This window comes from Pseudomonas sp. FP1154 (assembly GCF_030687245.1).
Classification (GTDB): domain Bacteria; phylum Pseudomonadota; class Gammaproteobacteria; order Pseudomonadales; family Pseudomonadaceae; genus Aquipseudomonas; species Aquipseudomonas rhizophila.
Genome location: NZ_CP117465.1, coordinates 1,973,009 through 1,993,693 on the forward strand (window position 1 = coordinate 1,973,009; position 20,685 = coordinate 1,993,693).

At 61.5% G+C, this 20,685-nt stretch carries 13 protein-coding genes, 1 other RNA gene and 1 pseudogene; 10 read left to right on the plus strand and 5 right to left on the minus strand.

Annotation, left to right across the window (positions count from 1 at the left end):
* Positions 1-20: 20 nt before the first annotated feature.
* The gene (gene xdhB, locus PSH91_RS08980; RefSeq protein ID WP_305467915.1) at positions 21-2,414 is read right to left on the minus strand and encodes a xanthine dehydrogenase molybdopterin binding subunit; all 2,394 of its coding nucleotides are present in this window, start codon (positions 2,412-2,414) and stop codon (positions 21-23) included.
* Positions 2,407-3,861 (minus strand): xanthine dehydrogenase small subunit, encoded by a 1,455-nt coding sequence (gene xdhA, locus PSH91_RS08985; RefSeq protein ID WP_305467916.1) that lies wholly within the window; start codon positions 3,859-3,861, stop codon positions 2,407-2,409. The genes xdhB and xdhA overlap by 8 nt, the downstream gene beginning before the upstream one ends.
* A 382-nt stretch (positions 3,862-4,243) precedes the next feature.
* On the opposite strand from xdhA, the gene PSH91_RS08990 reads away from it, so the two are divergent.
* The 4 genes from PSH91_RS08990 (at position 4,244) to ligA (ending at position 12,112) form a co-directional block, all read left to right on the plus strand.
* Positions 4,244-4,903: a GntR family transcriptional regulator gene (locus PSH91_RS08990; protein WP_047227164.1), complete on the plus strand. Its 660-nt coding sequence runs from the start codon at positions 4,244-4,246 to the stop codon at positions 4,901-4,903.
* Between the two features lie 2 nt (positions 4,904-4,905).
* Positions 4,906-8,394, plus strand: coding sequence for a chromosome segregation protein SMC (gene smc, locus PSH91_RS08995; protein ID WP_274090251.1), 3,489 nt, complete (start codon positions 4,906-4,908; stop codon positions 8,392-8,394).
* A 258-nt stretch (positions 8,395-8,652) separates the two neighbouring features.
* Complete coding sequence (zipA, locus tag PSH91_RS09000; protein WP_047227166.1) at positions 8,653-9,498, plus strand: cell division protein ZipA; 846 nt, start codon at positions 8,653-8,655, stop codon at positions 9,496-9,498.
* 256 nt (positions 9,499-9,754) lie between these two features.
* Entirely contained in the window at positions 9,755-12,112 is a 2,358-nt protein-coding gene (gene ligA, locus PSH91_RS09005; protein ID WP_305467918.1) for an NAD-dependent DNA ligase LigA, read from the plus strand.
* Positions 12,113-12,291: 179 nt separating this feature from the next.
* Here ligA and PSH91_RS09010 read toward each other — a convergent pair.
* Positions 12,292-12,650 (minus strand): annotated as a pseudogene (locus tag PSH91_RS09010) (DUF6124 family protein).
* Positions 12,651-13,069: 419 nt separating this feature from the next.
* On the opposite strand from PSH91_RS09010, the gene PSH91_RS09015 reads away from it, so the two are divergent.
* From PSH91_RS09015 to PSH91_RS09030, 4 genes are all read left to right on the plus strand, one after another.
* A complete protein-coding gene (locus PSH91_RS09015; protein ID WP_047227169.1) occupies positions 13,070-14,230 on the plus strand; it encodes a putative zinc-binding metallopeptidase in 1,161 nt (386 codons plus the stop codon).
* 147 nt (positions 14,231-14,377) lie between these two features.
* Positions 14,378-14,474, plus strand: an RNA gene (gene ffs / locus PSH91_RS09020) — signal recognition particle sRNA small type.
* A 258-nt stretch (positions 14,475-14,732) separates the two neighbouring features.
* The gene (locus tag PSH91_RS09025) at positions 14,733-14,978 is read left to right on the plus strand and encodes a type II toxin-antitoxin system ParD family antitoxin (RefSeq protein ID WP_047227170.1); all 246 of its coding nucleotides are present in this window, start codon (positions 14,733-14,735) and stop codon (positions 14,976-14,978) included.
* Positions 14,971-15,261: a type II toxin-antitoxin system RelE/ParE family toxin gene (locus PSH91_RS09030; RefSeq protein ID WP_076385640.1), complete on the plus strand. Its 291-nt coding sequence runs from the start codon at positions 14,971-14,973 to the stop codon at positions 15,259-15,261. The genes PSH91_RS09025 and PSH91_RS09030 overlap by 8 nt, the downstream gene beginning before the upstream one ends.
* Positions 15,262-15,366: 105 nt before the next feature.
* Here PSH91_RS09030 and PSH91_RS09035 read toward each other — a convergent pair whose 3' ends face one another.
* Positions 15,367-15,681 carry a helix-turn-helix domain-containing protein gene (locus tag PSH91_RS09035; RefSeq protein ID WP_047227171.1) on the minus strand — a complete coding sequence of 105 codons (315 nt, stop codon included), beginning with the start codon at positions 15,679-15,681 and terminating at the stop codon, positions 15,367-15,369.
* Between the two features lie 338 nt (positions 15,682-16,019).
* On the opposite strand from PSH91_RS09035, the gene PSH91_RS09040 reads away from it, so the two are divergent.
* Positions 16,020-17,762 (plus strand): bifunctional diguanylate cyclase/phosphodiesterase, encoded by a 1,743-nt coding sequence (locus PSH91_RS09040; protein ID WP_305467922.1) that lies wholly within the window; start codon positions 16,020-16,022, stop codon positions 17,760-17,762.
* On the opposite strand, the gene PSH91_RS09045 is transcribed toward PSH91_RS09040, so the two are convergent.
* On the minus strand, positions 17,714-18,481 hold the full coding sequence (locus PSH91_RS09045; protein WP_076385634.1) for an ABC transporter substrate-binding protein: 768 nt from the start codon (positions 18,479-18,481) through the stop codon (positions 17,714-17,716). The two genes, PSH91_RS09040 and PSH91_RS09045, sit on opposite strands and share 49 nt — an antisense overlap.
* Before the next feature lie 143 nt (positions 18,482-18,624).
* Between PSH91_RS09045 and dnaX the strand changes: the two genes are divergently transcribed.
* Positions 18,625-20,685 carry a DNA polymerase III subunit gamma/tau gene (gene dnaX, locus PSH91_RS09050; RefSeq protein WP_305467924.1) on the plus strand — a complete coding sequence of 687 codons (2,061 nt, stop codon included), beginning with the start codon at positions 18,625-18,627 and terminating at the stop codon, positions 20,683-20,685.

Below are 20,685 nucleotides of genomic sequence, written 5' to 3' on the forward strand. Positions count from 1 at the left end.
GCAGAGCGTGGGAACGATCATCAAATGGCTTCGGACTCGGCTTCCTTAACCTTCGCCACCCGCAACCCACGCATCTGCTCACACCCCCACAACACCCGCTCCGGGGTCGCCGGTGCATCGATTTTCGGCTGGTGCTGGTAATTTCCCAGGCTCGCCACGGCATCCTTGATGGCGCACCACGCGGCGATGCCGAGCATGAACGGCGGTTCGCCCACGGCTTTGGAATGGAACACCGTGTCTTCCGGGTTCTTGCGGTTTTCCACCAGCTTGACCCGCAGATCCAACGGCATGTCGGCCACCGCCGGAATCTTGTAGCTGGCCGGGCCGCAGGTCTGTAGCTTGCCTTTGTCGTTCCATACCAGCTCTTCCATGGTCAGCCAGCCCATGCCCTGGATGAAACCGCCCTCGACCTGGCCGATGTCGATGGCCGGGTTCAGCGAGGCGCCGACGTCGTGGAGGATGTCGGTGCGCAGCATCTTGTATTCGCCGGTCAGGGTGTCGACGATTACCTCGGCGCACGCCGCGCCATAGGCGTAGTAGTAGAACGGCCGGCCCCGGGCCTGGCTGCGGTCGTAATAGATTTTCGGGGTCTTGTAGAAACCGGTGCTCGACAGCGAGACCTGGGCTAAATACGCCTGCTGCACCAGCGCCTCGAACGTCAGGATGTGATCGCGCACCCGCACATGGCCGTTGTGGAACGCCACGTCTTCTTCGCTGACCTTGTACTGCCGCGCGGCGAACTCCACCAGGCGCTGCTTGATGGTTTCGGCGGCATTCTGCGCAGCCTTGCCATTGAGGTCGGCACCGCTGGAGGCAGCGGTGGGCGAGGTGTTCGGCACCTTGTCGGTGTTGGTCGCGGTGATCTGCACCCGGTCCATTTCCACCTGGAACACTTCGGCCACCACTTGCGCGACTTTGGTGTTCAAGCCCTGGCCCATTTCCGTGCCGCCATGGTTCAGGTGGATGCTGCCGTCGGTATAGACATGAATCAGCGCCCCGGCCTGGTTGAGGAAGCTGGCGGTGAAGGAGATACCAAATTTCACCGGGGTCAGCGCCAGGCCTTTTTTCAGGATCGGGCTATTGGCGTTGTAGCGGCGGATCGCTTCGCGGCGCTCGGCATACTGGCTGCTTTGCTCGAGTTCGGCGGTCATCTCCTCGAGCATGTTGTGCTCGACGGTCTGGTAGTAATGGGTGACGTTACGCTCGGTCTTGCCGTAGTAGTTGGCCTTGCGCACCGCCAGCGGATCCAGCCCCAGATGCCGGGCGATGGCGTCCATCACCTCTTCGATGGCGACCATGCCTTGCGGCCCGCCGAAGCCACGGTAAGCGGTGTTCGACGCGGTATTGGTCTTGCAACGATGGCCGTTGATGGTTGCATCGCCCAGATAGTAGGCGTTGTCGGCATGGAACATCGCCCGGTCGACAATCGAGGCCGACAGGTCCGGCGAGCAACCGCAGTTGCCGGCCAGCTCCAGGGCAATACCGTGCAGGCGCCCGGTGCTGTCGAAGCCGACGTCGTATTCGATGTAGAAAGGGTGGCGCTTGCCGGTCATCAGCATGTCTTCGACCCGGGGCAGGCGCATCTTGGTCGGTTGGCCGGTGAGGTGGGCGATGACCGCGCACAGGCACGCCGGGCTGGCGGCCTGGGTTTCCTTGCCACCAAAGCCGCCGCCCATGCGGCGCATGTCCACCACGACTTTGTTCATCGAAACGTCCAGCACTTCGGCCACCAGTTTCTGCACTTCGGTGGGGTTCTGTGTGGAGCAGTAGACGATCATGCCGCCGTCTTCGGTGGGCATCACCGAGGAAATCTGGGTTTCCAGGTAAAAGTGTTCCTGGCCGCCAATGTGCAGCGAGCCCTGGATGCGATGCTCGGCGCTGGCCAGTGCCGCCGCCGAATCTCCGCGCTGGTGGGTGTGGCTATCCAGCACGAAATGCCGCTTGCGCAGGGCCTCGACCACGTCCAGCACCGGTTCCAGATCTTCGTATTCGATGATGGCCGCCATCGCTGCCTTGCGCGCGGTTTCCAGGTCCCTGGCGGCAACCGCCAGCACCGGTTGGCCGACGAACTGTACGTCATCGATGGCCAGCAACGGGTCGCCGGGTAACAGCGGGCCGATGTCCTTCAGCCCCGGAATGTCTACATGGGTAATGGCGATGCGCACGCCTTCGAAGGCGTAGCAGGGCGCGGTATCGATACGGATGATCCGGGCGTGGGCGCGGTCCGACAGCCGGGCATAGACGTGCAACTGGTTCGGAAATTCCAGGCGATCATCGATGTACTGGGCTTCGCCGGACACATGCTTGGCGGCGCTGTCATGCTTGACGCTGCGGCCCACGCCGGTGGTCAGGTCGCGGGCGAACAGTTCGGCCAGCTCGGCTTGAGTCTTCTCTACGGCGTGATGGTTAGACATAAGCGGTCACCCGAGTCTCGATGTGCGGCGTTTGCAGTTCGATGAAGTATTTGCGCAGCAGGTTGCGGGCGCTGAGCAGGCGGTATTCCTTGCTGGCGCGGAAGTCCGACAGCGGTGTGAAGTCCTCGGCCAGTGCGGCGCAGGCACGTTCGACGGTGTTGTCGTTCCACGCGGCACCGATCAACGCGGCTTCACAATGCTTGGCGCGCTTGGGCGTCGCGGCCATGCCACCGAAGGCCACCCGGGCGTCCTGGACCACGCCATGCTCGATACGCAGGTTGAACGCCGCGCATACGGCGGAAATGTCATCGTCCAGGCGCTTGGAGACCTTATAGGCGCGGAACGCCTGCTCGGCGCTGGCCCGGGGCACGATGATCTTCTCGATGAATTCGCTTTCCTGGCGGGCGGTGACCCGGTAGTCGATGAAATAGTCTTCCAGCGCCAGGGTGCGGCGGGTCTGGCCCTTGCACAAGACGATCTGCGCGCCGAGGGCGATCAGCAAAGGCGGCGAGTCGCCAATCGGCGAGGCGTTGCCGATGTTGCCGCCCAAGGTGCCCTGGTTGCGGATCTGCAACGAAGCGAAGCGCTGCAGCAGTTCGCCGAAGTCCGGGTATTCAGCCTGCAAGGCTTCGTAACAGTCGGAGAGTGCGGTGGCGGCGCCGATCTCCAGACGATCGGCGAAACGCTCGATACGCTTGAGCTCAGCGACGTTGCCCACGTAGATCATCACCGGCAGGGTGCGATGGAACTGGGTGACTTCCAGGGCCAGGTCCGTGCCACCGGCCAGCAGGCGCGCCTGGGGATAAGCGTCGTAAAGGTCGGCCAGGTCGGCCACGGTCAAGGGCACCAGGCAGCGTTTGTCGCCGCTGTTGAGCTCACCCGTGTCAGTCGGTGCGATGGCCTTGAGGCGAGCGATGGTCTCGGCTTCGCGGGCGTCGAACTGGTCCGCTTGCCTGGCGCAGCAGACCTGCTCGGCGGCGGCCAGAATCGGCCGGTAGCCGGTGCAGCGGCACAGATTGCCGGCCAAGGCTTCGTGGGCCTTATGGGCGTCGGGCTGTTCGCTGTTCTTTTGCAGGGCGAACAGGGACATCACGAAGCCCGGTGTGCAGAAGCCGCATTGCGAACCGTGGCAATCGACCATCGCCTGTTGGACGCTGTGCAACTGGCCCTGGTGCTTGAGGTCTTCAACGCTGATCAGTTGCTTGCCGTGCAGGGACGAGACGAAGGTCAGGCACGAATTGAGGCTGCGATAACGAATGCGTTCACGGCCGTCCTCGTCGGTCTGCAACTCGCCCACCACCACGGTGCACGCACCACAGTCGCCGCTGGCGCAGCCTTCTTTGGTGCCGGATTTGCCGAGGTGTTCGCGCAAATAGTTGAGCACCGTCAGGTTCGGGTCCAGGGCGTGCTCGCTACGGAGTTCCTGGTTGAGTAAAAACTGGATCACGGAAGGCCTCGCAGACTCATTATTGTTGTATCGACTTGGGCTGAATTTAGCAGGTCTGACTTTGCGGTCAACGATTTTCTGACTTAAAGGTCAAGAAAATCTGCTTTGTCGATGAACAACGGTCTATAGACACTGTAGAACCCTGTGGGAGCCGAGCTTGCTCGCGATGACGGCGGTACATTCAGTATGGATGCATGCTGACAGACCGCTATCGCGAGCAAGCTCGGCTCCCACAGGTTCTTCCACAGATTCTGTTTCAGGATGAGGGCTCAAACTTTTTTGCTTGGATCGTGCCAAAAACCCGCTGCAGGCCCTGCGCCATGACGTATTGAGTGCGCTACACTGCGCCGCTTGTGCAAATCGAAGAGTTTGAAGGACAACCATGACGTTCAAGGCCCCGGACAGCCTCGCCGAGCAAATCGCCCATCACCTGGCCGAGCGCATCATTCGTGGTGAAATGAAGCCGGGCGAGCGCATCCAGGAGCAGAAGGTCACGCTGGCGCTCAACGTGAGTCGCGGTTCGGTCCGTGAGGCTTTGCTGATACTGGAGCGCCGGCATCTGATCGCGATCCTGCCGCGCCGTGGTGCACACGTCACCGAATTGAGCGAACACAAGGTGCGCAGCCTCTGTGCGCTGATGAGCGAGCTGTACATCCTGCTGGGCAATGCCGTGGCTCATGGCTGGCAGGAACAGGCCGACATGGCGCCGTTCATCGAGATCCAGCAGCGTCTTCAGGACGCCTTCGCGCGCCAGGACATCCGCACCTTCGTCGATGAAAGTTTCAGCGTGATGCGCGCCGCGTATCCCTTTGCCAACAACCCGTACTTGCAGGAAACCGTCGAGAACCTGCAACCGGCCATGAGCCGCGCCTACTTCCTGGCCCTGGAACAACGCAAGGCCGAGATGAGCGAATTCCTCGACCTGTTCCAGCGCTTGCTGACCGCCGTGCTGGCCCGTGATTTGCCGCAGATCCGCATCGTGCTGACGGCTTATGCCCAGCGCAGTTGCGATCTGGTGGTTTCTGCCCTGACGGCGGCCTGAACGTGCGGCTCAAATGCATCAAACTGGCGGGGTTCAAATCCTTCGTCGATCCGACCACGGTGAACTTCCCCAGCAACATGGCGGCGGTGGTGGGGCCCAACGGTTGCGGCAAGTCGAACATCATCGACGCCGTACGCTGGGTGATGGGCGAGAGCTCGGCCAAGAACCTGCGCGGCGAGTCGATGACCGACGTCATCTTCAACGGCTCCACCAGTCGCAAACCGGTGAGCCAGGCGAGCATCGAGCTGGTGTTCGACAATTCAGACGGCACCTTGATCGGCGAGTACGCGGCCTACGCGGAAATCTCCATCCGCCGCAAAGTGACCCGCGACAGCCAGAACAGTTACTTCCTCAACGGCGCCAAGTGCCGACGTCGCGATATCACCGATATTTTCCTCGGCACCGGCCTCGGCCCGCGCAGCTATTCGATCATCGAGCAGGGCATGATCTCCAAGCTGATCGAGGCCAAGCCCGAAGACCTGCGCAACTTCATCGAAGAAGCCGCCGGCATTTCCAAGTACAAGGAGCGGCGCCGCGAGACCGAAAACCGCATCCGTCGCACCCACGAAAACCTGGCCCGCCTGACCGACCTGCGCGAAGAACTCGAACGCCAGCTCGAGCGCTTGCACCGCCAGGCCGAAGCCGCCAAGAAATATCAGGAATACAAAGGCGAAGAACGTCAGCTCAAGGCCCAGCTTTCGGCCCTGCGCTGGCAGGCGCTGAACGAGCAGGTCGGCCAGCGCGAGGCGATCATTGGCAATCAGGAAGTCAGCTTCGAAGCCCTGGTGGCCGAGCAGCGCAATGCCGACGCCGCCATTGAGCGCCTGCGTGACGGCCACCACGACCTGTCCGAACGCTTCAACCTGGTGCAAGGGCGCTTCTATTCGGTGGGTGGCGACATCGCCCGGGTCGAGCAGAGCATCCAGCACGGTCAGCAACGGCTGCGCCAGCTGCAGGATGATTTGAAAGAGGCCGAGCGCGCGCGCCTGGAAACCGAATCCCACCTGGGCCACGACCGCACGTTGCTGCTGACCCTGGGCGAAGAACTGGACCGGCTCACGCCCGAGCAGGAACTCACCAGCGCCGCCGCCGAAGAGGCTGCCGCCGCCCTGGAAGAAGCCGAGCTGAGCATGCATGGCTGGCAAGAGCAGTGGGACAGTTTCAACCTGAGCTCTGCCGAGCCGCGGCGTCAGGCCGAAGTCCAGCAGTCGCGCATCCAGCAACTGGAAGCCAGCATGGAACGCCTGGCCGAGCGTCAGCGCCGTTTGGCCGAAGAGCGCGCCTTGCTCGCGGCGGACCCTGAAGATGCGGCGATTGTCGATCTGAGCGAACAACTGGCTGCCAGCGAAGCCACCCTTGAAGACTTGCAAGCCAGCGAAGATGCCCAGGTCGAACGGCTCGAGCAACTGCGCCAGGCTTTGCAACTGGCTCTGCAGAATCAGCAGCAGGCCCAGGGCGAATTGCAGCGCCTCAATGGCCGTCTGGCTTCGCTGGAGGCCTTGCAGCAAGCGGCGCTGGACCCCGGCACCGGCGCTGCTGAATGGCTGCGCGACCAGCATTTGGCCGAGCGTCCGCGACTGGCCGAAGGCCTGAAGGTCGATGCCGGTTGGGAGCTGGCGGTGGAAACCGTGCTAGGCGCCGATCTGCAAGCGGTGCTGGTGGATGACTTCGCAGGCTTCGATCTGTCGGGCTTCACTCAGGGCGATCTGCGCCTGCTCAGCCCGGCTGGCGATGGCGTGCGGATGCCGGGCAGCTTGCTGGATAAAGTCGAGGCCCAGGTCGACCTGTCTCCCTGGTTGGGGCAGGTGAAACCGGTGGACAGCCTTGAACAGGCCTTGGCCCTGCGCGGACAACTGGCGGCCGGGGAAAGCCTGATCAGCCGGGACGGCTATTGGGTCGGTCGGCATTTCCTGCGGGTGCGCCGGGCCAGCGAAGCCGAGAGCGGCATGCTTGCCCGGGGCCAGGAAATCCAGCGCCTGAGCGCTGAGCGTGAAGAACGCGAAGCGAGCGTCGAAGCCCTGGAAACCGAATTACAGAATCTGCGGGCGCAACAGCGTCAGCAGGAAAATGGTCGCGAACACTTGCGTCGGCTGTTGCAGGACGAAGCACGCCAGCAAGGCGAACTCAAAGCGCAGCTGTCCGCCGGCAAGGCCAAGGTTGAACAACTGGCCTTGCGCCGCACGCGCCTTGAGGAGGAAATCGCCGAGCTGGGCGAACAACGGGCGCTGGAGCATGAGCAGATCGGTGAAGCGCGCCTGCAACTGCAGGAAGCCCTCGATGCCATGGCCGTGGACACCGAGCAGCGCGAGTTGCTGCTGGCTCAGCGCGACAGTCTGCGCGAACGCCTCGACCGGGTGCGCCAGGATGCCCGCCAGCATAAGGATCACGCCCATCAGTTGGCGGTGCGCCTGGGCTCGCTCAAGGCCCAGTACGATTCCACGCGCCAAGCGTTGGAGCGGCTGGAAATGCAGTCCGAACGCCTGACCGAAAAGCGCGAGCAATTGAGCCTGAACCTGGAGGAGGGCGAAGCGCCGCTGGAAGAGTTGCGCCTCAAACTCGAAGAGTTGCTCGACAAGCGCATGAGCGTTGATGAGGAACTCAAGACTGCGCAAATTGCCCTGGAAGATGCCGACCGCGAACTGCGCGACGCCGAAAAGCGTCGTAGCCAGGCCGAACAGCAATCCCAGCTGATCCGCAGCCAGATGGAACAGCAACGCATGGAATGGCAGGCCCTGACGGTGCGCCGCAAAGCCTTGCAGGACCAATTGCTGGAAGACGGCTACGACCTCGACGGCGTGCTCGCCACGTTGGTGGCCGGGGCCAACGAGAAAGACGCCGAAGAAGAGCTGGAACGCATCGCCGCGCGCATTCAGCGTCTGGGCGCTATCAACCTGGCGGCCATCGACGAGTACCAGCAGCAGTCCGAGCGCAAGCGCTATCTGGATGCCCAGAACGACGATCTGGTGGAAGCGTTGCAGACCCTGGAAAACGTCATCCGCAAGATCGACAAGGAAACCCGTAATCGCTTCAAGGATACCTTTGATCAGATCAACGGCGGTTTGCAGGCACTTTTCCCGAAAGTTTTCGGTGGCGGCAGCGCTTACTTGGAACTGACGGGCGAAGATTTACTCGATACAGGGGTGACCATCATGGCGCGTCCCCCGGGCAAGAAGAACAGCACCATCCATTTGCTCTCCGGGGGTGAAAAAGCGCTGACGGCATTGGCCCTGGTTTTTGCCATTTTCAAATTGAACCCGGCGCCGTTCTGCATGCTCGATGAGGTGGACGCGCCGCTGGACGACGCCAACGTGGGGCGTTATGCGCGGCTGGTAAAAGAGATGTCTGAGACTGTGCAGTTCATCTACATCACCCACAACAAGATCGCCATGGAAATGGCCGACCAGTTGATGGGCGTGACCATGCATGAGCCGGGTTGCTCGCGTCTGGTGGCCGTGGATGTGGAGGAGGCGATGGCGATGGTGGACGCGTGAAACACTGCTTGTAGGGCATCTATTTAGGATGCTGTAGGATTTTTTTGAGCCTTGGGCTTGTCGTTCAATTCACAGAATGGCGCAAGCCTACGCGACAGACGGTGTAAAGTTATCTTTGGTCGTGCTAGTTTAATGTCAATTTTTCGTATGCGTGGGCAAAACGCCATTCAGAACATAGAGTTGGCGCCACGTTTTAAAGCGGTTTGCACATAGCTAAGCCCCTTATTTTTCAGCATTTTTATAGAGGCACGGGATTACATGGAAATCGGTCTGCGCGAGTGGCTGATCGTCATCGGCATTATTGTCATTGCCGGTATTCTTTTCGACGGCTGGCGCCGCATGCGCGGCGGCAAGGGGAAACTCAAGTTTCGTCTCGACCGCAGCCTGTCGAACCTGCCGGATGACGATGGCAATGCCGAGCTGTTGGGCCCGCCCCGGGTGCTGGATACCCATAAGGAGCCGCAACTGGATGAGCATGACCTGCCGTCGATGAGCGCGCCAGTGCGCGAGCCACGGGAAACGGGTTCCAAGCGCGGCAAGCGCAACAGCGAACCGTCCCAGGGCGACCTGAACCTCAATCTTGACCTGGACGGCGGCCCGAGCTTCAGCAGCCGCGACGACGACTTCCCGGACGAGAACAAACCCGTGCGCGGCGACAAGGACCAGGCCCAGGCCGAGGAAGTGCTGGTGATCAGCGTGATCTGCCGCGACCCGGCCGGCTTCAAGGGCCCGGCGCTGTTGCAGAACATCCTGGAGAGCGGTCTGCGTTTTGGCGAGATGGACATTTTCCACCGCCATGAAAGCATGGCCGGCAACGGCGAGGTGCTGTTCTCCATGGCCAACGCGGTCAAGCCAGGCGTGTTCGACCTGGACGACATCGACCATTTCAGCACCCCGGCGGTGAGCTTCTTCCTCGGCCTGCCCGGCCCGCGTCATCCCAAGCAGGCCTTTGACGTGATGGTGGCCGCGGCGCGCAAGCTGTCCCAGGAACTCAACGGTGAGCTGAAGGACGACCAGCGCAGCGTGCTGACCGCCCAGACCATCGAACACTACCGCCAGCGCATCGTCGAATTCGAACGCCGGGCGCTGACCCAGAAGCGCTAAAGTCGGCAGAATTTTTTTGGCTGAAGGGCTTTTGTGGCGAGGGGATTTATCCCCGCTGGGCTGCGCAGCAGCCCTAAATCCTGGCCCCTTGGCCTTATCAGCTAGTTGAGTCGTTAGCTTTGGGACTGCTTCGCAGCCCAGCGGGGATAAATCCCCTCGCCACAGGTTGTATGTTCGGCGGGCTCAGGTCCGACTGCCGATGATTTCAAAAAATTGAGCAGCCTAGGCTGCTCTTTTGCTTTATGAGAGAACATCCATGACTGCCGTCCAAACCCGCATCCAACAGTTGCGTACCGAGCTGGATCAGCACAACTACCGCTACCACGTCCTCGACGAACCGAGCATCCCGGACGCCGAGTACGACCGCCTGTTCCATGAGCTCAAGGCCCTGGAAGAGCAGCATCCGGAGCTGGTGACCAGCGACTCCCCGACCCAGCGTGTCGGCAGTGTTGCACTGTCGGCCTTCAGCCAGGTCCGCCACGAAATCCCGATGCTCAGCCTGGGCAATGCCTTCGACGAAACCACCATGCGTGAATTCGACCGCCGGGTGACCGAAGGCCTCGACCTGCCCATGGGCGACTTGCTGGGCGGTGGCGCGGCGGTGGAGTACAGCTGTGAGCCGAAGCTCGACGGCCTGGCGGTCAGCCTGCTGTACCAGGACGGCCTGCTGGTGCGCGGCGCCACGCGCGGCGACGGCACCACCGGCGAAGACATCAGCGTTAACGTGCGCACGGTGCGCAACATCCCCCTCAAGTTGCAGGGCAGTGGCTGGCCGCCGGTGCTGGAAGTGCGCGGCGAGGTATACATGTCCAAGGCCGGCTTCGAGCGTCTCAACGCCACGCAACTGGAGGCGGGCGGCAAGACCTTCGCCAACCCGCGCAACGCGGCCGCGGGCAGCCTGCGCCAGCTGGATTCGAAGATCACCGCCAATCGTCCGCTGGAATTCTGCTGTTACGGCATCGGCCAGGTGACGGCGGACATTGCCGACACCCACATCGGCAATCTCAAGCAGCTCAAGGCCTGGGGCTTGCCCATCAGTCGCGAACTGAAACTGGCCCACGGCATCGACGAGTGTCTGGATTACTACCACGACATTGGCGAGCGGCGTAACGCGCTGCCATACGAAATCGACGGCGTGGTGTTCAAGGTCAACAGCATCGCCTCCCAGCGCGAACTGGGTTTCCGCGCCCGGGAACCGCGCTGGGCCATCGCCCATAAATTCCCGGCCAGCGAAGAACTCACCGAACTGTTGGACGTCGAGTTCCAGGTCGGCCGCACCGGCGCCGTGACACCCGTGGCGCGGCTCAAGCCGGTCAAGGTAGCCGGTGTGACCGTGGCCAACGCCACGCTGCACAACATGGACGAAGTGGCGCGCCTGGGCCTGATGATCGGCGACACGGTGATTATCCGCCGCGCCGGTGACGTGATCCCGCAAGTGGTGCAAGTGGTCACCGAGCGTCGCCCGGAAAACGCCCGTCCCGTTGAAATCCCGCAACAGTGCCCGGTGTGTGGCTCCCATGTGGAGCGTACGCAGCTGGTCAAGCGCAGCAAGGGTCGTGAAACCATCAGCGAAGGCGCGGTGTACCGCTGCGTTGGTCGTCTGGCCTGTGGTGCGCAGCTCAAGCAGGCAATCATTCATTTCGTGTCGCGCCGGGCCATGGACATCGAAGGCCTGGGCGAGAAGAGCGTCGAACAGTTGGTGGACGAGGGGCTGGTGGGCTCGCCTGCGGATCTGTATGCCCTGACCTTCGAGCAAGTGGTCGACCTGGAAGGCTTCGCCGAACTGTCGAGCAAGAACCTGTTGGCGGCCATCGTCGACAGCAAGAAGCCGAGCCTGGCGCGCTTCATCTACGCCCTCGGCATCCCGGACGTGGGCGAGGAAACCGCCAAGGTCCTGGCCCGCTCCCTCGGCTCACTGGAGCGTGTGCAAGCGGCCTTGCCGCAAGTGCTCACGTACTTGCCGGACGTCGGCCTGGAAGTGGCCCACGAGATCCACAGCTTCTTCGAAGACTCGCACAACCGCCAGGTGATCGAGGGCTTGCTGCGCCATGGCCTGGATATCCAGGACCAGGGCGAACTGGGCGCCGAGTTCTCCGCCAGCACCACCCTGGGCGGTTTCCTGGACAAGCTGAACATTCCCTCGGTCGGGCCGGGCGGGGCGCAGAAGCTGGCGGACAAGTTCGGTTCGCTCGAAGCGGTGATGAACGCCGACTGGCTGGACATGCGCCAGGCCCTGCCGGAAAAACAGGCCAACGCCGTGCACGAGTTCTTCGCCATCGCCGCCAACCGCCAACAAGCCGAAGCCGCCGAGAAGCAACTGCAGGCCTTCGGCATGCACTGGCAGAGCGAGAAAAAAGTCGTCGAAGGTTTGCCCGAAGCCGGGCACACCTGGGTGCTGACCGGATCGCTGGAGTTGATGAGCCGCGATGTCGCCAAGGACAAACTGGAAAGCCTGGGGGCCAAGGTGGCCGGTTCCGTGTCGGCGAAAACCCATTGCGTCGTCGCCGGGCCGGGGGCCGGGTCGAAACTGACCAAGGCCAATGAGCTGGGGCTCAAGGTGCTGGATGAAGAAGCGTTTGTGGCGTTCTTGAGCCAGCACGGCATTACGGTTTAGTCATGTCGCCAGGAAACTCGGACCCATTGTGGCGAGGGGGATTTATCCCCGCTGGGCTGCGCAGCAGCCCTAAAATCTGCCATCTCGGTCTGTCTGGCTGATTGAGTCGACAGGATTGGGGCCGCTGCGCGGCCCAGCGGGGATAAATCCCCTCGCCACAGGGTTATGTGGCGAGTCGGCTAGCGCGGGTCGACGTTATCCAGCGCCCGATTCGCCAGCAACCCTCCCAGCTCGATCAACTGCTGAATACCCAGCGCAACATGCCGCCGCGAACCCTCCAGCTCGAACGCCAGATCGCTGATCATGGCATCGGCTGAAGCCAGGGTTTCACTGAGGTTGGCGAGCAGGCATTCGGTGTCGATGCCGTTGATCACGGTGAAGAGCTGAGCGGGTGCGGGATCGGCTTCCGGCGTTTCCGGTTTTGGCTTCAGGTAGAAGTCGAGGGCGCGCTCGGCGGCTTCGTCGAGTTTTTAGCGGCGGCGGTTTTGTGCGGGGATGTTGGATCGGTGTCCGGTGGGTTGGGGGTTGCTTTGAACATGGTGACGCTCCTATGGGATGGAGCCACCAAGGCCTGTCGCTAAACAGAAATGGTGGCGGCTGCACGCAGGTTAGCGAACCGGTCATAGGCACCCGGCAGACTCGAAGGTCTCCCACATACAGCCGCCATAACGTCATTGCAGTTAGACCTGCAACGAAGCATGGGCCGCTTATGCACCTAGAATGATCCGGGTCGCTAAACCCGATCGCTGATTCGTCAGCGACCCGGAAACGATAAAGTCCGGCCCATAGGCGCACAAGCCGGCGGATTCTGGCGCAGTTGTAGGCAATGGCGCAAGGCGGGGTAGCCCGGCCCGGCAGCGTCCTACACAATGCTCACAATCTTCGGATGATTCGCACGCTCCTGGGAACGATCACGCACAGGAGGGGATCTAGTCTTGCAGGCCCCCGGAGATCACCATGTACCGCTTCTTCGAGCAACTGAGTTCACGCATCGCCGCGCCCTTTACGGGCGATCGCTCGCGTAACAGCAAGATCTGGCCGTGTCGCTGCGGCCAGTCGCTGTTTTTTCGCAACAGCCAGTGCCTGGCCTGCCAGGCGGTGTTGGGCTATCAGCCCGAGCAAAGCCGTTTGTCGTCCCTGCAACCCGGCGAGCAGCCTGGCACCTGGACCCTGGATGCCGACCCACAAGCCGGGTTGTTTCGCCGTTGCGCCAACCTCGACACGCCGGCGGCCTGCAATTGGCTGCTGCCGGCCAATGGGCACGACACCTTGTGCATCGCCTGCAGCTTGAATCGCACCATTCCCGACCTGTCGATCCCGGAAAACCCCGAACGCTGGTGCAAGGTCGAAACCGCCAAGCGGCGGCTGGTGGCGCAATTGATCACCCTCGGTTTGCCTGTCATCCCGAAAACCGTCAGTGAAAGTGAGGGGCTGGCCTTCGATTTCATCGGCGTCGACCTCGATGGCACGCCTCCGACCACCGGCCACGCCAGCGGGTTGGTCACGCTTGACATCAAAGAGGCCGACGATGCCCACCGCGAGCATGTGCGCCAGCAGATGCGCGAGCCGTATCGCACTTTGCTCGGGCATTTTCGTCATGAGGTGGGGCACTACTACTGGGACCGGTTGATCGCCAACAGCCATTGGCTCGATGCATTTCGCGAGCAGTTTGGTGACGAGCGGGCCAGCTATTGCGATGCCCTGGAGCGTCACTATCAGCAAGGCGCGCCGCTGGACTGGCAAACCCACTACGTCAGCGCCTACGCCACCATGCATCCTTGGGAAGACTGGGCGGAAACCTGGGCGCATTACCTGCATATGATGGACGCGGTGGACACGGCCCTGGGTTTTGGCATGAGCGCCGGGGAAATGGATTTCGACTACCAGCCGTTCCCGCCCGAGACCTTGTTCGACCCTGAACATACGGGGGGCGTGGCCTTTCTTTCGTTCGTCAACGCCTGGATCGAACTGGCCGGCATGCTCAACGAACTGTCGCGCAGCATGGGCCAACCGGATTTCTACCCGTTCGTCGTACCCGCCGCGGTGATCACCAAGCTGCATTTCATCCATCTGGTGATTCAGGAGGAGGGCGGCCGGGCTGACGAGGTGCTGCTGTAACCGCCGACTTGTGGGAGCAAGCTTTGTTCTCACAGGCAAGTGCTTGAACATCTTCAGTTTTTTAATCCGGCGCGAACGGTTGTAACTTCTCGTCAGATAGGTACAATGGCGCGGCTCGCCGTCAGGCGGGCGTCGTTATGGTGACCCCATCGGTCCCCCCGCAACGATTACCCGTGAACCTGGTCAGATCCGGAAGGAAGCAGCCACAGCGGGAACATTGTGTGCCGGGGTGTGGCTGGTGGGGTTGCCTCCATAACGCCCAGGCCTTCGTTCGCAAGGTTTGTCGAATTTTCTTATCTACTTTGTTTGTTGATCGATTACCGGTCGATATTTTCTGCTGCCTGATGGAAAGCAAAGAGCTCCAGTGCGTTGCTGCGCAGTGGGGCTTTTTGACTGGAGGGGGCAAAGGATTTGCGTACGGGCCTTTGCAGTGCTCATTCTCGATATCGCACCAATAGTATGATAATTTTGCGTGAGTCGATCATTTTTCCGGAGGCTCATCATGGGTACCGTTCGAAAAACCATCACCGTCACCGACCAACAAGACGGCTGGATCAAGGCTCAGATCGAAGCGGGTCACTACACCAATGATAGCGAATACATTCGCGATCTGATTCGGCGCGAGCAGGAGCGTAGCGCTGAACTTGAGGCTATCCGGTCCGCCCTGAAAGAGGGTGAATCCAGTGGAAAACCTCAACCATTCGATCCCGATGCGTTCAAGAAGAGAATGCTGACAGCGCATGGCTGAATACCGCCTTACACCTGCCGCCGAGCGTGATCTTGAAATTGTCTGGACCTATACCGCCCAACGATGGGGCGTGGCGCAGGCCAATCGATACGTTGATACCATCATTGCGGCGTTTTCTGAACTGGCGCAGCAGCCTAAGATAGCTCCAGCCTGTGACCATGTTCGAACTGGTTATCGCCGACGTAGTGTCGAACGACACATGATTTACTTTCGGATCACGGCTTATGGGATTGCGGTGATTCGTGTCTTGCATGATCGGATGGATACACTTCGGAATTTGTGACAGTAGCCTTTCAATAGAGCCGGACAGCGAACAAGCAAAAAAGCCAAAGAGGAACCCGATCCGTCGCACACCGACAGCCCGGACTCCTCTTTTTTCATGCCTGCTTCAAGGCTTCGACAGTGCCTGGTCTACCGCCGCAATCAGCTTCCCCAGATCCTTCGCGGTGGCTCTGTGTATGACACCAAACAGGTACGCTCGCTGTTCGTCCTCATCGTCCATGTCGGCAAAAAATGCTTTGAGCTGCACATCCAGTTTGTCGGCAAGCAAGACCAAGGCTTCCATGCTCGGGGTGTAGGTGCCGGTTTCGAAGCGGCTGATGGTTTTGGGGTCAAAACCGGTTTTTTCGCCAAGTTCAGCCTGAGTAAGCCCCGCTACTTTGCGATAGCGTCTGATGGCCGGACCCAAACTTGAAATTTGCATCGCTTAATTCCCATTTAGAATCAAGAACTTAACGATAGATTTTTGCATTAGGCAACCGCATGATCCATCACCTTGCTTTGCAAAATGTGATGTGTTTCGTAGAATCGGCCTTTGGCACGGGCATTTGGTGACCTGCTTCAGAAGCCTGGATGTGCGAAAAAGGCGAGCCTTGCGTTTTCTTGTTGTACACAAGGCGACGCTTGGCGCCTTCAGGTAGCACCGCCACGGCCCGCGCTCCAGCGTATCTCAAGGTGTTTGAGCCTAGTTGATTTTTCGCCTGTCCTGGGGCGGTGCAACCGCGCGCGACAAATGAGCCTGACTCATGGATGACTGCTTCGATGGATAAGAAGTACCGCAGAGCCGTTGACGCCGCCGCGATTTTTTCTGAAACCGATCTGAGCGGGCGCATTACCTACGTCAACGACCAGTTCTGTAAGCTTTTTGGCTACCCGCGCGATGAGCTGTTGGGGGCTAACCATCGCCTGATCAACTCCGGCCAGCACCCGGACGAGTTCTTCAGCGCCATGTGGCGCACCATCGCCCTGGGGCAGGTCTGGAAGGGTGAGATCTGCAACCGGGCCAAGGACGGTACGCTGCATTGGGTCGATACCACTCTGGTGCCGGTGATCGACGATGCGACCGGTCAGATCGAGCGCTATCTGGCGATTCGTTTTGATGTCAGCGAGAAGCGTCAGTTGTTGCATTCGCTGCAATGGCGGGTCGGTCACGACGTGTTGACCGGGTTGCCCAACCGCACCTACCTGTCCGACCTGCTGGATCAGGCCCTGGAATTTTCCAGGTCGCAGAGCTTGCCCCTGGCGGTGTGCATGCTTGACCTGGATGGCTTCAAGGCTGTGAACGACGGCCACGGCCATGCCAGTGGTGACCAGTTGCTGGTGGAGGTCGCCCGGCGTCTGCGCAGCATCGTGCGGGGGGAGGATGTGGTGGCGCGGTTGGCCGGCGATGAGTTTGTGCTGGTACTGCGCCATGTATGCGGGCTTGAGGAATTGCATGCCGCGTTGAACCGGGTGCTGATTGCCGTCTCCATGCCGTATGCCATTGATGGCAAGGCCATCAAGGTTTTCGCCAGCATTGGCGTCACCCTGTTTCCCGGTGACAACGAAGACGCCGATACCTTGTTGCGCCACGCCGACCAGGCGATGTACGTGGCCAAGCAGAGCGGCCGCAATCGCTTTCATTTGTTCGACGTGTCCCGGGACCAGGAAGTGCGGGCCACTTACCAGACCGTCGAGCGGGTGCGGCAGGCCATGGCCGGCAACGAATTGCGCCTGCATTTTCAGCCCAAGGTCAACATGCGCCATGGCACGGTGGTGGGGCTCGAGGCGCTGCTGCGCTGGAAACACCCCCAACGGGGCCTGGTACCGCCCCGGGAGTTCCTGCCGCTGGTGGAGGAAACCGACCTGATCGTCGAGATCGGTGAGTGGGTCATGGAGCAGGTGCTGATTCAGTTGCAGCAATGGCAGCACGCGGGGCAAGTCTGTCCGGTGAGCATCAATATCTCGGCGCGGCATTTCCAGCGGGCAGATTTCGTCGAGCGGTTGCGGCAGGTGCTGCAACGGCACCCGGCGGTGTCGCCGCGCATGCTGGATCTGCAGATCGTTGAATCCTTGGCGGTGGAAAACCTTGCCCACGTCAGCGCCTGTCTCCAGGCGTGCCAGGCCTTGGGCGTGGGGTTTTCCCTGGGCGGTTTCGGCACGGGATACTGTTCGCTCAATGACCTCAAACACCTGCGCACGCAGACCATCAAGATCGACAAGACCTTTGTCCGCGACATACTCAATGACCGCGATGATCTGGCGCTGACCGAAGCGGTCATCGGTTTGGCCAGGGCGTTTGGGCGCCAGGTGGTGGCGGAGGGGCTGGACAGCCTGGAGCATGGTCAATTGCTGCTGCGCCTGGGCTGCGAAGTGGCCCAAGGCTATTTCATCGCCCGGCCCATGCCACCCGATCAGGTGCCTGGCTGGGTGAAAGGATTTGTTTCGCCGCCGCAATGGCAGCATCAGTCGGACGTTCAGGGCGAATCGGATCCGGCTTGCGGCGACTCTTTATGTCCGGTGTAGGACTGGATGATCGCGTCGATTTCCCCCGACGTTTTCATCTTCAATAAGGTGCGCAGAATGCGTTGGGCCGGAATGTTTTGATCATCGCGCACATAACAGCCCAGCCCGCGCTCCTGGAGAACCGCCACGGCACGCAGTTGCCGGTCTGGGGGATGTCGTTGATTGAACCAGTCCAGCGCCCATTGATTGCTCACCGCGTAGCGATAGCGCCCGGCCAGAAGCTTGGCCAGGACTTGTTCCTGGCTGCGTGCATCGTCACGTCGCAGATGCCCGCCGTCGAATAACGGCTGCAAGGTCGGGTAGGTATAGCTGAGGACGGTCCCGACCGGCTGGTGGGGCAGGGTGGCGGGCGTCACCACCTTGGGGGAGCTGGCCGTGCCCACCAGCACGTCGCGCTGGAAAAACAGCGGGACGCTCCACAGGTAATTGCCCCCCGTATCCTTTACCCACTCGGGGGTGACATAACACCGTACGTCGACTTCGCCGTGGTTCATGGCATTGTCCAGCCGGGCGCGGGCCAGCACATGAAACTGCGCCGGCATCCCCACCTGGGCCGCCAGGCGGGTCATTACGTCGGGGATGATACCCTGGATCGGGCGACCTTCTTCAGTCTGCACCATGGGCATGGCCCAGCTATCGGTAATGGCGAAACGCAACGGGATTTCGCCAGCAAAACACCCTGAACCCAATAACAGCAAAGCCCCCATGGCCGAACGCATAAACTCTCCTGATGGTGCAAAATCCTGTCGGCAACCAGGCCCCTGACCCAAGCTTAGACAGATTAGACGAGCACACCGGATGCAATTTCGCCCCTGCTCCGCTAGCATTAGCCGCTTCTGCTTCCCAGTGGCGATGGTTTTCGATGAGTTATCAGGTTCTTGCACGTAAATGGCGTCCGCGCTCGTTCCGCGAAATGGTCGGCCAGACCCATGTGCTCAAGGCCCTGATCAATGCCTTGGACAGCCAGCGGCTGCATCACGCCTACCTGTTCACCGGCACGCGCGGCGTCGGCAAGACGACCATCGCGCGGATCATCGCCAAGTGCCTGAACTGTGAAACCGGTATTACCTCGACGCCGTGTGGCGAGTGCTCGGTATGCCGGGAAATCGACGAAGGCCGTTTCGTCGACCTGATCGAGATCGACGCCGCCAGCCGCACCAAGGTCGAAGACACCCGTGAACTGCTCGACAACGTGCAGTACGCGCCAAGCCGTGGGCGCTTCAAGGTCTACCTGATCGACGAAGTGCACATGCTTTCCAGCCATTCCTTCAATGCGCTGCTCAAGACCCTCGAAGAGCCGCCGCCCTACGTCAAGTTCATCCTGGCGACCACCGACCCGCAGAAGCTTCCTGCAACGATTTTGTCCCGCTGCCTGCAGTTCTCCCTCAAGAACATGACCCCGGAGCGGGTGGTCGAGCATCTGACCCACGTGTTGGGTGTCGAGAATGTACCGTTCGAAGACGATGCGCTGTGGCTGCTGGGTCGCGCCGCCGATGGTTCGATGCGTGACGCCATGAGTCTGACCGACCAGGCCATTGCCTTTGGTGAAGGCAAGGTCATGGCCGCCGATGTGCGGGCCATGCTTGGCACCCTCGACCACGGCCAGGTCTACGACGTGTTGCATGCGCTGATCGACGGTGACGCCAAGGCGTTGCTCGAAGCGGTGCGTCACCTGGCCGAGCAGGGGCCGGACTGGAATGGCGTGCTTTCGGAAATTCTCAACGTATTGCACCGTGTCGCCATCGCCCAGGCCTTGCCTGAGGGGGTCGACAACGGTCATGGCGACCGCGATCGGGTGCTGGCATTGGCTCAGGCGCTGCCGGCCGAAGACGTGCAGTTCTACTACCAGATGGGGCTGATCGGTCGGCGCGACCTACCCCTGGCGCCGGATCCGCGCGGTGGTTTCGAAATGGTGCTGCTGCGAATGCTCGCGTTCCGGCCGGCCGACACGGACAACGCCCCGAGGCAACCGCTAAAGCCAGTGGGGATCAGCCAGGCCACAGCTGATTCCGCCAAGCCAGTGGCTGCCGCGCCCGTTGTTGCGCCGGCAGTGGCCTCTGCCCCGGCAGCGGTTGAGCAACCGGCCCCGGTGCCTGTCGTCGCGGCGCCTGAGCCCGAGCCTGTCGTCGAGGCGTTGCCGCAGCCGGTCGCTGAAGAAGTGGTCGACCTGCCCTGGAACGACCCGGTCGAGGCTCAGGTCGTCCAGCAGCCTGCCGTGGAACCGGTGCTGGAAACCGTCGCCGAGCAACCCGAGTTGCCGCCGATGCCCATGCCCACGCCCGACAGCGTGGTACCCGACGCGCCCGAGTGGGTGGCTGCCCCGGTGCCTGAGCCCACGGTGGCGGACGTTGATGTCGCCACGCCAGGCATGGACCTGGATGATGAGCCGCCACTGGACGAGGATTACATCGAGCCGGACATGGATTCGGCCTACAGCTATCTGGATGAACTGGCCAGCGAGCACGCCGCCGAGCCGGCCCCGGAGCCCGAGCCTGAACCGGCGGCGATGCCGGCTACCGGGCTGGCCCTGCAATGGCTGGAGCTGTTCCCGAAACTGCCGATTACCGGCATGACCGGCAGCATTGCCGCCAACTGCACGCTGATCTCCGTGGAGGGCGACCACTGGCTGCTGCACCTGGACCCGGCCCACAGCGCGCTGTTCAACGCCACGCAGCAGCGCCGTCTCAACGATGCACTGAACCAGTATCACCAGCGCACGCTGACGCTGAGCATCGAGCTGATCAAGCCTGAGCAGGAGACGCCGGCCCAGGCCGCGTCCCGCCGCCGTGCCGACCGTCAGCGCGAAGCCGAGGAGTCGATCCACGGTGATCCGTTCATCCAGCAAATGATGCAACAGTTCGGTGCCGTGGTCCGTCACGATACTATCGAACCTATCGAGGCCCCGGTGACCCAGGGCTCATAA